The 14,930-nt window shown below is 64.8% G+C and carries 16 protein-coding genes; 12 read left to right on the top strand and 4 right to left on the bottom strand.

Annotated elements, in window-relative coordinates; genetic code table 11:
• Positions 1 to 43: 43 nt before the first annotated feature.
• Complete coding sequence (locus tag IE158_RS04840; protein WP_189642543.1) at positions 44 to 553, top strand: hypothetical protein; 510 nt, start codon at positions 44 to 46, stop codon at positions 551 to 553.
• Entirely contained in the window at positions 550 to 1,146 is a 597-nt protein-coding gene (locus IE158_RS04835) for a Maf family protein (protein WP_189642542.1), read from the top strand. Before IE158_RS04840 ends, IE158_RS04835 begins: the two co-directional genes overlap by 4 nt.
• Positions 1,147 to 1,171: 25 nt before the next feature.
• Here IE158_RS04835 and IE158_RS04830 read toward each other — a convergent pair whose 3' ends face one another.
• From IE158_RS04830 to IE158_RS04815, 4 genes are read right to left on the bottom strand one after another with little or no spacing between them, the layout of a single operon-like run.
• Positions 1,172 to 1,612 carry a hypothetical protein gene (locus tag IE158_RS04830; protein ID WP_189642541.1) on the bottom strand — a complete coding sequence of 147 codons (441 nt, stop codon included), beginning with the start codon at positions 1,610 to 1,612 and terminating at the stop codon, positions 1,172 to 1,174.
• 7 nt (positions 1,613 to 1,619) lie between these two features.
• A complete protein-coding gene (locus tag IE158_RS04825) occupies positions 1,620 to 2,039 on the bottom strand; it encodes an OsmC family protein (RefSeq protein WP_189642540.1) in 420 nt (139 codons plus the stop codon).
• Between the two features lie 26 nt (positions 2,040 to 2,065).
• Positions 2,066 to 2,629 (bottom strand): mismatch-specific DNA-glycosylase, encoded by a 564-nt coding sequence (locus IE158_RS04820; protein WP_189642539.1) that lies wholly within the window; start codon positions 2,627 to 2,629, stop codon positions 2,066 to 2,068.
• 29 nt (positions 2,630 to 2,658) lie between these two features.
• Positions 2,659 to 3,264: a molybdopterin-dependent oxidoreductase gene (locus IE158_RS04815; RefSeq protein ID WP_189642538.1), complete on the bottom strand. Its 606-nt coding sequence runs from the start codon at positions 3,262 to 3,264 to the stop codon at positions 2,659 to 2,661.
• Positions 3,265 to 3,399: 135 nt separating this feature from the next.
• Here IE158_RS04815 and IE158_RS04810 point away from each other — a divergent pair, with 135 nt between their 5' ends.
• The 10 genes from IE158_RS04810 (at position 3,400) to aroC (ending at position 14,907) form a co-directional block, all read left to right on the top strand.
• Complete coding sequence (locus IE158_RS04810; protein WP_189642537.1) at positions 3,400 to 3,786, top strand: Asp23/Gls24 family envelope stress response protein; 387 nt, start codon at positions 3,400 to 3,402, stop codon at positions 3,784 to 3,786.
• Between the two features lie 28 nt (positions 3,787 to 3,814).
• Entirely contained in the window at positions 3,815 to 5,377 is a 1,563-nt protein-coding gene (fakA, locus tag IE158_RS04805; protein ID WP_189642567.1) for a DAK2 domain-containing protein, read from the top strand.
• Positions 5,378 to 5,533: 156 nt separating this feature from the next.
• Positions 5,534 to 6,859 (top strand): UDP-N-acetylmuramoyl-tripeptide--D-alanyl-D-alanine ligase, encoded by a 1,326-nt coding sequence (gene murF, locus IE158_RS04800; RefSeq protein ID WP_189642536.1) that lies wholly within the window; start codon positions 5,534 to 5,536, stop codon positions 6,857 to 6,859.
• A gap of 70 nt (positions 6,860 to 6,929) precedes the next feature.
• Positions 6,930 to 7,754 (top strand): hypothetical protein, encoded by an 825-nt coding sequence (locus IE158_RS04795; protein WP_189642535.1) that lies wholly within the window; start codon positions 6,930 to 6,932, stop codon positions 7,752 to 7,754.
• Positions 7,755 to 7,959: 205 nt separating this feature from the next.
• Entirely contained in the window at positions 7,960 to 9,048 is a 1,089-nt protein-coding gene (gene pilM / locus IE158_RS04790) for a type IV pilus assembly protein PilM (protein ID WP_189642534.1), read from the top strand.
• The gene (locus tag IE158_RS04785) at positions 9,041 to 9,793 is read left to right on the top strand and encodes a fimbrial assembly protein (RefSeq protein ID WP_189642533.1); all 753 of its coding nucleotides are present in this window, start codon (positions 9,041 to 9,043) and stop codon (positions 9,791 to 9,793) included. Before pilM ends, IE158_RS04785 begins: the two co-directional genes overlap by 8 nt.
• A complete protein-coding gene (locus tag IE158_RS04780) occupies positions 9,793 to 10,449 on the top strand; it encodes a type IV pilus inner membrane component PilO (protein WP_189642532.1) in 657 nt (218 codons plus the stop codon). Before IE158_RS04785 ends, IE158_RS04780 begins: the two co-directional genes overlap by 1 nt.
• Positions 10,446 to 11,723, top strand: coding sequence for a hypothetical protein (locus tag IE158_RS04775; RefSeq protein ID WP_189642531.1), 1,278 nt, complete (start codon positions 10,446 to 10,448; stop codon positions 11,721 to 11,723). Before IE158_RS04780 ends, IE158_RS04775 begins: the two co-directional genes overlap by 4 nt.
• A gap of 12 nt (positions 11,724 to 11,735) precedes the next feature.
• Positions 11,736 to 13,679, top strand: coding sequence for a secretin N-terminal domain-containing protein (locus tag IE158_RS04770; RefSeq protein ID WP_308430673.1), 1,944 nt, complete (start codon positions 11,736 to 11,738; stop codon positions 13,677 to 13,679).
• Between the two features lie 76 nt (positions 13,680 to 13,755).
• Entirely contained in the window at positions 13,756 to 14,907 is a 1,152-nt protein-coding gene (aroC, locus tag IE158_RS04765; RefSeq protein WP_189642529.1) for a chorismate synthase, read from the top strand.
• Positions 14,908 to 14,930: the final 23 nt, after the last annotated feature.

The raw sequence follows: 14,930 nt of genomic DNA, 5'->3' as shown, positions 1-14,930 counted from the left end.
GCGTAGCCTGCACAGTTTTGCCCCTTCAACCGCACCAGCAACCATGAGCGCAGCGGAACCACCAACCATCACTTTTGTCAGTCCTACCTTCAGCGCCCACAAACATGGGCCGCTCCTCTGGCCGCTGCTGGGCTGGCCCTGGGACGCCCGCGCTCAGGCCCAGGCGCGGCTGTTCGAGGGCTGGCCTGCCGAGCGACTGGCACGGGTGCTGGGCGTGCCGCCCGCGCAGGTGGCTGCGCTACTGCGCCCGAAATGGCAGCGGCGCGGACCAGCCTCAGCGCCGCCCGCTGCCGGGCAACTGGGCCTGACCGCCCGCCCGCTGTGGTTGCAGGCCAGGCAGACTGGCGGCTTTGATGCCTACACGTCGCCTGATCGCCAAGTGCAGGCGGGGGCAGAGCTTCACCTGTGGCCTGCGGCTCAACCTGCCGAAGTGCTGAGCGTGGGGCGGGGCGGGGTGCTGCTGCGCCTGCTGGGGGAGGACGGCGCAGACCGCCTGGTCTGGCTGCGGCGGGAGGACTGGCCAGGACTGCTGGCTTTACCCTGGCAGGCATGACCAAGCTCACCACCTCTGCCTGCTCCGCCCTCATCCTTGCCTCAGGCAGTCCGCGCCGCCGTGAACTGCTGGCACACCTCCTGGACGACTTTGAAGTCGTGGTAAGCGACGTGGACGAGTCCAGCGCTGTAACCGACCCTGTCCGCCTGGCCGTGAAACTGGCGCAGCGCAAAGCCGAGGCTGTCGCCGCTGCCCACCCTGGCCGCGCCGTGCTGGGGGCCGATACGGTGGTGGCGCTGGGGGGCAGACTGCTGGGCAAACCCGCCGATGAGGCCGAAAACCGCGAATTTACGGCGCTTCTGAGCGGCAAAACGCACCACGTCACCACTGGCCTGTGCCTGGTCGTGGGCGGACAGACCCTGAGCGCCTCCGAAACCACTGCCGTGACGTTTCGTGCCCTCTCCCCTGCGGAAACCGCGCACTACGCCGCCAGCGGTGAAGGGCTGGACAAAGCAGGCGGCTACGGCATTCAGGGCCTGGGCATGGCGCTGGTACAGGGCATAGCAGGCGACTACAGCAACGTGGTGGGCCTACCGCTGGGGCAAACGCTGGAGCTGCTGCGCCGGGGCGGGGTCAGGACACGGTGGGATTAAGAGCTGGGATTAAAGAAGGGTCACTTCAGACACAAGGCTGAAAGAAAAAACAGACGGTGTGACCCTTATCTTCCAGCACAGGCGGCGGAGTAATGAAGTGGTCATCCAGCATGATGGTGCCCCATAAGCTGAGCGCCATCCACATCGCCCAAGCCCAGGTCAGCCGCACCAACCAGCGCGGCGGTGCCCACTTTCTCAGCAGCCCGGCCACCACCCCAAACACAGCCAACCAAAACAGGCAATTCAGGGCCAGTGGGACAGCGAACCAAGCCTGACTGTGGCTGACCCACTCCATATCTGCACGGTTGGCAAAAGGGAAACCGTATTGGTGGTGAACCGTCTCGCCGCTTTCTACATACGGCAGACTCACCCGCTTGGTCCAGCGCACCGTGACTGGCGGTAGCACAGCCCAGGCCCAGGCCAGCGACACAGGCAGGAGCCAGATGGAGCGCCGCTTGGCTCTCAATGCCTGCTTAGCTTTCCGAACTCTCGGCCAAGCGCACGTCCAGCACAATCTCAGCGTTCAGGCTGGCCGCTACCGAGCAGTATTTCTCGTGGCTGAGGTGGGCAGCTTTTTCCAGTTGCTCCAGCGTCACGCCCGCGCCGCCTGCAATGTGCCGCACGGTGATGCGGGTGTAGCGGGCGGGAGTCGTGTCAGCCCGCTCGCCTTCCACCTCGATGCGGTAGGTGCTCAGCGGAGTCTTGCGCTTGGCCATGATGCCCACCACGTCGTAAGCAGTGCAGGTGCCCAGCGCCCCCAGCAGGGCGTCCATCGGGGAGACGCCCACCTTGTTGGCCGAGTTGTCAATCAGGAGCTGCTGGCCGTTCTCGCTACGGCCCACATAGCGCTGTTCGCCCAGCCAGTCAATCTTCATCGTCTTGGTCGTTGCCATGGTTGCCAGTCTAAGGGTCGAAAGGTCTAAGGGACTGAGGGCGGAGTCGCCCTTAGCTCTGCCACGCGCTCCGCCAGGAGCTGCCACGGCTCCAGGCTGAAGTGGTTGTGCCCCAGCGGGCTGGTTGAGGGCAGCACCCACAGCTCTGCGCCTTCCAGGTCCATGACCTGCCGTCCGTAGGGCAGCCGCCCAGTGGGCAGGCCCAGCGTCTCAGACGCGCCGCGCTTGGACGTAAAGGCCACGATGCGGGGCCGCCACTGCCGCACTTTGGCTCGCAGTTCGTCTGGGGCCCAGGCTTCGGCAGGCAGGGCGGCGTCTACTCCACTGTGCCGCTTGGCCACGTCAGTCAGGCCGATGCCGTATTCGGGAAGCAGAGGGAATTCGGTGGGGGCGAGCAGCCGGGGCGTCAGGCCCACTGCGTGCAGCGTGCGCCAGAATTTATTCTGCGGGTTGGCGTAGTAGGCCCGCGCCGCCGCCGAGCGCTTGCTGGGCGCGGTGCCCACCAGCACCAGCGTCAGGCCCGGTGCCAGCACGTCGGGCACGAAGTAGCCTTCAGGGGTGCGCTCTGGGGCGGAAAAGTCGGAAGTCATGGCTTCTAGTTTGGCAGCCTTTCCAGCGCTCAGTCGCTCTCCCAGCGCTCACTCTGCCAAGGGTCGCCCCGGTGATGGTAGCCGCGCGCTTCCCAGTAGCCGGGACGGTCACGGTCCATGAATTCCAGCCCTTCGAGCCACTTGACCGACTTCCAGAAGTAGCGGTGTGGCGCGACCAGGCGTAGCGGGCCGCCGTGTTTTTCTGCCAGGGGTTCGCCCGCATAGGTATGTGCCAGCAACAGGTCGTCCCTGCGCCAGTCCGCCAGGGGGAGCGCCGCGCTGTAATCGCCCAGCGCGTGGGCCATGACATGCGTAGCCCCTGGAGCGATGTCCAGCGCGTCGAGCAGGTCACGGGTGCGTATCCCCTGCCACACGGTGTCCAGCTTGGACCAGTGGGTCACGCAGTGAATATCCAGCGTCAGCGTGCTCTGGGGCAGCGCCAGCAACTCGGCCCAGGTGAGGGTCTGGTCCCCGGCCAGCCCAAAAATACGCAGGGTCCAGTCTTCACGCGCTGGCAGCGGCTCTGGCGGGGGCGCAGCGGTCAGGGTAGGGAACCCCAGCGCCAGCCGCTGGCGGGGCGGAAAGCGGGCGGCCAGTTCGGGTGGCGGGTCAGCAAAGTGCTTGCGGCGGCTCATGCGGTAAATGCTAGCGGCACGCAGCCCCGAACTGGCCCAGCAACGCGGCAACGTGCGCAGTACAGCAAAAGGGGGCGGCCACCCACGCGGCCCCGCACATCCGCCCGGCCACAGGTCCTATACTCGGCCCTACTCATGAGCAAGGCAACCAAAGGCAGTATTCAGATCACCGATGGGGCGCTGGCGTCCCTGATTGGGCTGACCGCACACGAGATTCCCGGTGTGGTGGGCATGGCTCCGGTGAACCTCAAAGAAGGCATCACCAAGGCGCTGGGCCGCTCGCAGGTCAAGGACGGCGTGACCATTCACCGGGGCAACAAGGCGCAGGCCAGGGGCCGCAAGGAAAAGCCAGACGCGGACGCGCCCTACTGGGCCGAGGTGAATGTGATCGTGGCGTACGGCGTCAGCATTCCGACGGTGGCGCAGAACATCGAAGACCGGGTGCGGCATATCGTGCGCCACCACGCGGGAATTGACCTGCAAGAAGTCAGGGTCAATGTGGTGGGGGTCAGCCGTGAGTGAGGCCCTCTCTGCTGGACAACTGGCCCAGATGCTGCGCACCGCCACCGACTGGTTGGGCATCCACCGTGAACAGGTCAATGCCCTGAACGTGTACCCGGTGCCCGACGGTGACACCGGCACCAACATGCACCTGACCATGCAGTCGGTGCGCCGCGAGCTGGACACCTGTGACACCTCGGACATGCGCGCAGTCGCCAAAGCCATCAGCTACGGCGCTTTGCTGGGCGCACGCGGCAATTCGGGCGTCATTCTCTCGCAGCTGCTGCGCGGCTTTGCCGAAGTGGTGCGCGACCTGCCCAGCATTGACGCGGTCAGCTTGAAAACCGCTTTTGCCGAGGCCCAAAAAAGCGGCTACAAAGCTGTGATGAAGCCGGTAGAAGGCACCATCCTCACCGTGGCGCGGGGCGTGGCCGAGGGGGCACAGACCGGCGCCACCGTGCAGGAAGTGCTGGAAAATGCCGTGGCGCGCGGTCAAGATTTCCTGATTCAGACGCAGGACATGCTCCCTGCGCTGCGCCAGGCCGGGGTGGTGGACAGCGGCGGCCAGGGCTTCCTGTACGTGGTGCGCGGCATGCTGGCCGGACTGCTGGGCGAAGCGCTGCCCCCAGCGCCCGAGGTCATCAGCAACGCGCAGCAAGCCTTCGAGACGGAGGAATACGGGTTTTGCACCGAGTTCCTGATGGATGGAGCCCGGCTTCCCATTGAAGACATCCGCGAGTTGGTCGCTCCCTTTGGCGACTCACTGCTGGTGGTGGGGGCCGAGGGCTACGTCAAGGGCCACATCCACACGGACCGCCCTGACGAGCTGCTGGCCACTGTGGGCCGACACGGGCGGATGCTCAAGACCAAAGTGGAAGACATGGCCGAGCAGCACACCGAAATTCTGGCCGGTTCGGGTGCGGCGGCACAGGCCGAAGGTGAGCGCCCCACCACTGGCCTGGTGGCGGTGGCGGCTGGGGACGGCATCGTCAAGCAGTTCCGCGCCCTGGGGGCCCGCATCGTCTCGGGTGGGCAAACCGCCAACCCCAGCGTGCAGGACATCGTGGACGCCGTGAACAGTGTGAGCGCCGAGCAGGTCATCGTGCTGCCCAACAACAAAAACGTGCTGATGGCTGCCGAGAAAGCCACCGAGCTGCTTCAGGGCCGCGCCGTGGTGGTGCCCACCCGCACGCTGGGCCAAGGTCTGGGGGCGGCACTGAGCTTCAGCCCGGACCGCCCCGCTGCCGACCTCGCCGCCGACATGCAGGCAGGCGCGGCGCGCGTGACCACCTTTGAGGTGACCCGCGCCAGCCGCAGCACGGCCCACACCACCCCGGACGGCCACACCCTGAACATCGCAGAAGGCGACGTGATCGGCCTGCGCGACGACGAGCTGGTCCATTCGGGCGGCACCCCTGAAGAAGCGGTGCTGGCTCTGGTCCGTAGCCGAGCTGCCGACGCCGAGGTGGTTACTGTGTTCCGCAGCGTGAACACCCCCGCCGAGCGTCTGGAGGACCTGGCCGGGCAGCTGGAGAGCGAATTCCCGATGCTGGACATCCAGACCTTCCCCGGCGGCCCAGAGCTGTACGACTATTTGGTGATGGTCGAATAACACTGACGGGGCGCAACATCCAGAGAGGGGTAGGATTCAGCCCTCTGCGGGGCCATCAGGACAGAGCAGCGTCCCGGCGGCCCCGCTGCTCTGTCCCAGGCAAGAACCGCCCGAAACTTGCTTTATTGCCTGCAGCCTTTTGCTAGGCTCCAGGGGATGTTGAGCCCTCATGGCCCCTTGCCTTTCCACGCCACCGTCCACCCGCAGGCACGCCCCGCGGTCCGTCTGACCTGGGATTCCCGTGAAGCGGACGCCGAGACGGCCTTTGTGGCCCTGCCCGGCGAAAAAGAGCATGGCAACCGGTACATCGAAGCGGCGCTGGAACGGGGGGCCCCCTTCGTGCTGACCGACCTGCCGGGGGCCGCGAGTCGGCTGCCACGCACGGTAGAGGTCGGGGACTCGCTGGCTGCCCTGACCGCCTGGGCGCAGCAGGAGCGGGCCAAGAATCCGCTGGTCGTAGGCATTACCGGCAGCGTCGGCAAGACCACCACCAAGTCATATGTGGCGGCGGCGCTCAACGCCCACTACATGCCGGTGTACAACACCTTACCGGCCATCGCCTGCTTTCTGATTGAGTTTGGAGCCTCAGGCCGCCCACTGGTGATCGAAATGGGCATTGACCGGGTTGGGGAAATGGACCAACTGAACGCCCTGGTCCGCCCCGATGTGGGCGTGGTCACCTCTATCGGGGCCGCGCATCTGGAGCGGCTGGGCAGCCTGGAAGTGATTGCCCACGAAAAGGGCCAAATTCTGCACGCTCCACGCGCCCTGGTGGGCAGTCAGGCGCGGGCCTGGTTCCCAGAGCAGGACATCTACGGGTTTTCGACCCTGGACCTGCCGGTGCAGCACAGCGGGCAAGACCTGCGTGTGACCGAGCAGGGAGCCGACTTTACTTACAGTGGTCACGCGGTCCATCTGGTTGGGGCGGCCCAGGTGCAGGCCGAAGCGGCTGTGCTGGGCCTGTATCTGGCCGAAAGTCACGGCCTCCCGCTGGCCGACGCCATCGGACGCGTCGAGCAGGTGCAGGTGCCCAGTGGCCGCTACCAGATTCATTCGGGCCGCTATACCGTCATTGACGACGCCTACAATGCCAGCCCGCTGGCGGTGCAGGCCGCACTGAGCGCCCTACAGAACTTCCGGGGCCGCCGCATCGCCGTGCTGGGCACCATGCTGGAACTGGGCGACTCGGCCCCCGAACTGCACGCCGAGGTGGGCCGCAGCGCCTGCGAAAGTGCGGACCTGTGCTTTGGGGTAGGGCCTTATGCCGGGGTGCTGGGCAAGCAGGCCTACCGCACCGTACCGGAGCTGGCCGCCGCACTGAAAGCAGAAGTGCGCGACGGCGACGTGATTCTGGTCAAGGCCAGCCGGGGCATTTCCATGACGCCCGAGGAGCGGGCACAGGAAGGCGTGGGCCTGGACACGTTGGTCCGCGAGCTGCTGGAGTGGCGCGACCAGCCACCAGCCGACCAGACTCTCGCCTGAACGGCTGCCCAGAAGAGTCGCTACCAGGCGCTCTCAGGGCAGCGTCATGGGCCCCTGCTTGAATAGCAGCATGCCTGCGCTCGCCTGCCGAATCATCCCTCCCCTCTCACGCCTCGCCACGGCCCTGTATGTGCTTGGGCTCACCCTGGGCCTCTCGGCCTGCGCTCCTGCTCCGGCGGGCAGTGCAGCGCCCGTTGCAGGTGCCCGGGCACCCAGTCCTCAGCAGCGTGAGACCCGTCTGCCCGCCGCCACAACTCCACAAGTACAGGCCGCTTTTTCGGAAGAAGGGGCCGTGTGGAGCGATGGCCGCCAGGCCTGCGTGGCGCGCCTTCCGCAGTTGAAGCCCGTCTGTCCGCGCTGGCCTGCCCCAACCGGCGCAGTGGCCTGGAACGGGGGACGGGCCTGGGCCGCGCTGCCTACGTTGGGCCAGGTGGTCACGGTAGACGGCGCAGCCGAAACCCTCCCCGCAGGCCGGGTGGTGGCGATGTCTTCGACCCGCATCTACCGCGAGGATGGCAGTGCCCTCTCCTACAGTGCTGCCGAGATGCCCGGCACCCTGGGCCGCCCCACCCAGGTACTGACAGGCGGCGACGGGCGCGACTACGCGCTGGTGGCGGACCGCTTCTGGCAGGTGGACCGGGGCCACTCCGAGAAGCTGGCAGCGGGCAGTCATTTCCTGCTGGCCGTACCGGGCGGAGCCGAGGTGACCCGCGTGCCCACCCTGGACGCCCCACTCAACCGCCTGGAGCTACGCGGAGGTCAAATCTTCCGCCCCGGCGACCAGACGCCACTCTCCCTCCCTGGACGGATGGAAGCGTTTGGAATGATTGGAAACAGAACTTACATTTTGGTGAGAGCGGCTGCCGGCTGGGAGCTGATTGCCCTCAAATCGTAGCTTAATTTTCTCATTCCTCCAGCGCCCTGCGGGGCCTTTTTTTGTGATGAGAGCACGGATCGGCAGTAGCGTTAGGCCACAGAACACGTCCAGGCGGCACTTGAATGAATTTTGTGAGGAGCATCCGGGCATACTTCCACAAAGTTTAGAAACTTCTTGTTTCTAACTCAGCTCACAGTGGTTGATCAGGAATTTTGGAGGGTGGATGACAAGTTACTTTCGTAAATCAGGTGGGCCAGCTTTTGGCCTGGAAATCGGGACCAGCGCTATCAAGGCGGTAGCGCTGGCCCCTGGCGGCACAGCAGTGCAGCACGCAGTCATGACTCCGACCCCCCTGGGTGCCATGCGGGACGGCAGCGTGGTTGAGCCACAGGCCATCGCCGCCGAAATCCGCTCGCTCCTCAGCCGCAGCGGCATCACACACAAGCAGGTGGTCACAGCCATTCCCAATCAGGCTACCGTGACCCGCAACATCATGATCCCGCGCATGGACCTCAAAGAACTGCGGAGCAGTGACGTGATTCGCTATGAAGCGGAGCGTTACATTCCCTACCCCATTGATGAAGTGACGCTGGACTTTGATGTGCTGGACGATCCCAGTACTCTCCCCGAAGATGGGCAAATGGAAGTCGTGATCGCAGCTGTGCCCAACGATGTGGTAGGCCGCCATCTCGAAACCTTGCAGATGGCTGGCCTGCAACCCACTGTGGTGGATGTCAAGAGCTTTGCGGCGCTGCGGGCCATCGGCCAGCGCACCATCAGCCCTGAAGAAGTGGTGCTGGCGCTGGAAATCGGTGCCAGCTCCTCGGTGATTGGTCTGGTGCGCGGCGAGCGCCTGCTGATGGCCCGCAACATCAACGTGGCTGCCGACGATTTCACCACTGCGCTTCAGCGTGCCTTCGACCTGGACTTCAGCGCCGCCGAAGCGCTCAAGCTGGGCTATCAGGTGCCTGGCAACAGTCCGGTGGACAGCGCACAGCCGCACAGCCCCGCCCGCGTGGCCGAGGCACTGCGCCCGGCCATGATTGACCTGATCACCGAAGTGCGGCGCTCGCTGGAGTTCTACCGCGTGCAAAGCGGCGACCTGATTATTGACCAGCTGGTGCTGGCAGGCGGCGGTGCCAAGCTGAGTGGTCTGGACAACGCCATCAGCGAAGCACTGGGGATTCCGACCGAGATCGTGCGTCCCTGGGAACACGTGCCCCTGGCGGTAGAAGATGCGGCGCTGCAAGCCCAAGGCCCTGAATACACCGTTCCGCTGGGCCTGGCCCTGAGAGGAGTCCGACATGGTTGAAGTCAACCTCTTACCGGCGTCCCAGCGCCGCCAAAGCACCGGCGAAGGCCAGAACTGGCTGATGGCCGCCGCGGTCACTGGCTTGCTGAGCTTGGCGGCGGTGGTCGGTATGGAGCTGTACTACGCTTCACAGGTCAGCGGCCTGAAAACCAATCTGGAGCGCCTGAACGGCGAGATCGCCGCCCTGCAACCGGCCAAGAGCGAATTCGACAAGCTCAGCGCCGAAAAAACTGAGCTGGAACAGGTCACCACCGTGGCCCGCGCCCTGCGTGACCGCAAGAGCTACTGGAGCAACGACCTGGCGGCCTTTACCGCGCAGCTTCCGGCCGGAGGCAACGTGGCTCTGGAGAGTCTGGACATGCACGTGGCCGCGCAGCAATCGGCTGACATGCAGCAAAGCGGCGTAGAAGGTGGCTCGGTCAGCCGTGAGCTTGCCCTGACTGGCACTGCAACGACGGCGCAGGCCGTGGTCGACCTCCTCAACGCGTTTGAGAGCAATCCCAAGTTCGGCATCGTGTTCCAGGGCATGCAGCGCAAAGAACCCGAGAACGAAGCCTCGCCCTACACCTTTTCGGCCAGCGTTGGTGTGGCCGGCGAAGCCCCGGACGCCGCAGGCGCAGCAGCGGGCAGCACCCCAGCGGCGGGAGCAGGAGCCCCTGCCGCTCCTGCGGCTCCTGCTCCCGCCGCCCCCGCTCCCGCCGCCAATGCGGCCCCAGAGGCCTCTACCGGTGACGGAGGAATGTGATGACCAAAACTCGCCTCGACCCCAAATACATTTTCTTTATCGCTCTTGCACTGTCTTTTCTGGTCCTGGGCCTGTGGTACACCTTCCGCTATCAAGCACGGCAGCAGGAAATCGCCACACTCAAGACCGATATTGAGACCGCCGAGCTTAAAGTCTCCCAGTACCGTCAGGCTCAGGCGCAACTGCCTGCCCTGCGTGAAGAAGTGGCTGCACTGCGCCAGGAGCGCGCTGAATTCGTGGCGGCCTTGCCGCAGAACAACGAGATGGCCCCGCTGCTTAGCGAGATGCGCAACAACGCCCAGGCTTCCGGCACCCAGATTGAGGGTGTCAACGTCTCGGCAGGTCCTGCGACCGCCGACCTGCCCGGCGGCGTGCGGCCTATTCCAATTACCATGAACATGGCCGGAAGCTACGGCGAAGTGTTCCGCACCCTGCGGGCCATGGAAACCATGAACCGCTTCACGACCATCAATCAGCTGACGCTGCAGTCTCCCGAAGCGACCAGCTTCGACCCTGAGCTGACCGGCGCTCTCAGCATGACGGTCTATACGTTTGACCCCAGCCTGGCTGCACCGCCAGCTGCGCCCGCTGCCGCAAGTGCCAGCGGCGCAGCAACTGAGGCTGCGCCCGCCGCCGAACAAGGAGCCGCCCAATGACAGACTCCAACCACACTGACCTGGACTACCAGGACGGAGTCAAGACCGCTGGTGGTCTGACCCGTGAAATGAAGCTGCTGCTCGGGGCACTGCTGACCCTGCTGCTGGCCAGCGCCATTGCGTTCTACTTCAATGGCCGTAACGCTGCAGCTGCGGATATGGCTGTCACCGAAACGACCACCCAAACAACTACCGAGACGACCACTGAAGTCACGACGGTCAGCGCCACCAATGTGGAGGGTGCGCCCGGCACCGTCAGCAGCACTTCGGCAGCGCCAGGAACTATTCCGCCGCTGAGCAGCGCTCCGGTGTCGGTCACGGACCCCAGCAAGCTGGGCGGCATCAATCCGGATGCGCCGCTGGCCGCCGTGCCCTCGCGCAACCCCTTCAAGCCGTTCTCTCTGGCCAAAGACGGCTCCGCTCCTGCTGGCGCTGTTGCAACCCCTGGAACCCCGCCGCCCGCAGCAGGCTCTGCCGCAACCAGCTTTGCAGAGCCCAGCGTGGCGATCTCGGCCCCGCCCAGCTATACCCCACCCAGCAGTCCAGCTGTGTCTAGCCGCAGCAGTTCGAGCAGCACGTCGGCCAGCACGGCCAGCCGCAGCACCAGTGGCACCAGTGGCAGCACCACCACCTGGGTGCTGGGTCCTGACAACACCCCAGTCACCGTCACAGGCGGTAGCAGCACCCGCACGCCTGCCAGTACAGCGAGCAACACACCGAGTAGCTCGGGCCGCTCCAGCAGCAGCGCGGGCACCCCAGCCCCTACCGCCTCGGCAACCAGCGGTGCAGTCGTGCCCTGGGCCTTTGACAATCCCGACGACTACCCCGAAGCGGTCCCTGCCGGCGCCCGGCCTGACAGTACGGGCGCGGCCAGCAGCACCGGCCCAGTGGCCGGGGTGACCGAGCCCGATCTGGGTACAGTGGCCAGCCGTCCAGCCGATGCAGGCACCGGCACGCCTGCTCTATCGGTGCCGCTACCTGCTCCCGGTCAGCCAGACCTGATCACCCAGTACGGCAACGACGAGGGTGTGGGTGCGCCGGACAATGGCACGGCCCTGTCACGCACCCTGAACCGCCAGGGCCTGCGCTTTAATGGCGCGGTGCTGGGTCCCACCGACACTGCCATCTTCAAGAGCAACCAGGGCTTCATGGTCCTCGCCAAGGGTGACCGTCTGCCAGATACCGACATCGTGGTGCAGCAAATCACAGCCAACAGCGTGACGCTGGCACTCGGTCAGGATTCGCTCAAACTCGAACTCGAACCCCTTCAGTAAAAGGTGAACATGATGAAATACGCAACTGCCCTGTTGATCACTGCCGCCCTGGGCCTGGGTGCCGCTCAGACGGCTCCGGTGTCCTCCGCCTCCGCTGTCCAGACCCAAAATGCGGCCAGCGATCCTGCGCTCTCCCAGGCCAACATCACCATTGAGACTGGCCGCTACCAGGGCCCGCTCTCTGGTCTGCTGGGTGCCATCGCCAAGTCGGCGGGCTATGAGCTGGTCCTTGAGGTGAACGTGGACACCCTCGCTGCCGAAGGTGAGCAGGCCCGCCCCGTGGCCTACTCCTTCCGCAACAAGCCCTTCAACGAAGTCTGGCCGCTGCTGATGGACGTGTACGGCCTGAACTATTCCGTGACGGAGCTGGGCGGTCAGCCGGTCATCCGTGTCAGCAACACGCCGGTACAGCGCGTGGTCAAGCTGCAAAACGCCGACCCCGCAGCCGCTGCCGAGCAGGTCAAACTGTTCTTCGGCACCCCGGTCTACTCGGAAGTGGCCCAGACCAACGCGGCAGGTGCCAACGTCGCCACCTCACGCACCCTTGTGGATGTCAAGCTGGACTCGCCTACCCTGCGCATCATTCCTGATACCCGCAACCGCAGCGTGATCGTACGCGGCACCAACGCAGAAATCACTGAGGTGGAGCGGCTGTTGCGTGAACTGGACCGGGACCCCCGCGGCGCACTGGCAGCAGAAAGCGCGGGGCCCAATGTGCAGGAAATCTACTCCGTCAATGGAGATATCAAGGAGCTGAGCAACTTTGTGAGTGCCGAGTTCCCCAATCTGCGCGTGACCACGGTGGGCAGCAGCAAACAGCTGGTGTTGCGCGGCGGTCAGGGAGACGTGGAGCAGGCCCTGACGTTGCTGACGAAGGTAGACCCGGCTCCTGGTCAGACCACCCAGCGGGTCTTCCAGCTCGTCAACGCCAGTGCTGAGGAACTGGCCGACACCCTCATGGCGACTTTGGCCCGCGACCTGACCAGCACTACTGCGACTGCGGCCAGCACCAGCACCGCTTCTGGCGCGAATACGGCCAACAATGCAGCGGGAGCGCCCACCACGAATACTCCTGTGTCAACCGCTGCTACGGCCCCCACCCAGATGGCGACCATCCTTCCCGATGCGCGCACCAACACCATCATCGTGCGTGGTACGCCAGCACAGGTGGCTCAAGTGGCCGAATTGATTCCTACCCTGGACCGTGAAGTACCTCAGATCAACCTCCAAGTTCGCATTCAGGAAATTACCGAGTCGGCCCAGCGCTCCTTGGGAGTGGACTGGAAAATTGGCTTTGGCGGCTTCAATATCGGCCTGATCAGCAGTGGCACTTCTCCCAGTGGCCTGACGGCCAGCTTCGATCCCACGCGCTCCTTGGTCGGCTTCAACATTTTCCCCACTCTCAACGCACTGGAGACCCAATCACAGGCCAAGCGTGTGTATGACGGTGTCATCACCATGCAAAGCGGCCAGCGGAGTCTGGGGAGCAATGCAACCAACGGCAGCCGCAACGCTTCAGACGGAGCCGCAGCCACCATCAAGTCGGGCGGCAAACTGGAGCTGAATATCCCCGATGGCGAAGGCGGCAGTATTGAGAAGGTCATTGACTACGGTGTGATTCTGGACTTCTTCGAGCCTGTCGTCGCTCCTGACGGCACCATCACGCTGCGAGTGCGGGGTCAGGTAAATGATCTGCTCAATGAGGATGCCATTACTCCAGGCACGCTGCCCTACCTGCTGCGATTCACCAACTCGGAGGCCCAGACCCGCATTTCCTTCAAGTCGGGCGAAACCGTGCTGCTCTCAGGTTTGCTGGGCACCACCGAGAGCAACACCAAAGCTGGTCTGCCGTTCCTGTCTATGATTCCGGGAGTGGGTGCCCTGGCTGGCAACCAGTCCACCAACCGGGACTCTACCCAGATGCTGTTTGTCATCACCGGCGACATCATCGAGTAAAGCCTTTTGCACCAACCCCAGCGCCCCTGGCCTCCCCGGCTGGGGGCGTCTGCCATGCAGTGCGCTACAGTGCGCTATGCGCTATCTGACCGCCGGAGAATCCCACGGACCGCGTCTCACTGCCATTGTTGAGGGCCTGCCTTCACAGCTGCCGCTGGGCAAAGCCGACATTGACCCCTGGCTGAGAAAACGTCAGGGCGGCTATGGCCGGGGGCGGCGCATGGTGATCGAAACCGATGAAGTGCAGCTGATGAGTGGCGTGCGCGGTGGCGTAACCACGGGTGCGCCGCTCACACTGGACATTGAGAACCGTGACCACCGCAACTGGACCGAAATCATGGACCCGGCAGCAGGCAACTGGCCGCGCAAGAAGGCCCTGACCGACGCCCGGCCTGGCCACGCCGACCTGACCGGCGGCATCAAATACCGCCATAAAGACCTGCGTGATGTGCTGGAGCGCGCCTCAGCGCGTGAGACAGCCGCGCGGGTGGCGGTGGGCAGTGTGGCCCTCAAGTTGCTGAGCGAACTGGGCATTGAGGGGGCCAATTTCGTGCGGCAGTTGGCTTCGGTACAGGTGAATTCGCCGTTCAGCTGGGACCATCTGGAGGCGATTGAAAACAGCGACCTGCGCACCTGGGATGAGGACGCCGCCGCCCAAATGCGGGAACTGATTGATCAGGCCAAAGTCGGTGGCGACACACTGGGCGGGATTCTGGAAGTGCGCTTCCGGGGGCTCCCGGTAGGTCTGGGCAGCTTTGCCCACTGGGACCGCAAGCTGGACGGACGCATTGCTGGAGCCGTGATGAGCGTGCAGGCCATGAAGGGCGTGGAGATTGGCCGAGCCTTTGAGAATGCGGCTCGGCCTGGCAGCGGGGTCCACGACGCGCTGTACTTGGACGCCGAGCGGGGCTACCGCCGCGAGACCAACGGGGCCGGTGGGCTGGAAGGCGGCATGACCAACGGTGAGGAACTGATTGTGCGGGTCGCCATGAAGCCGATTGCCACCCTGATGAAACCGCTGCCCACCGTGAACGTGGTCACCCACGAGGCCAGCGACGCGGCCCGTGAGCGTAGTGACACCACCGCCGTGCCCGCTGCCGGGGTCATCCTTCAGTGCGTGATCGGTTGGGTACTGGCCGAGGCCGTATTGGAAAAATTCGGCGGCGACACCCTGCCGGAGCTTCAGGAGCGGGTGGCCGCAGCGCGGGCCTACGCGGCGGAATACTGAACTCTGCGGCTGACAGCCCAAGC

Source organism: Deinococcus piscis, from assembly GCF_014653275.1.
Taxonomy (GTDB): Bacteria; Deinococcota; Deinococci; order Deinococcales; family Deinococcaceae; genus Deinococcus; species Deinococcus piscis.
This window is presented reverse-complemented; position numbering and strand designations above follow the sequence as displayed.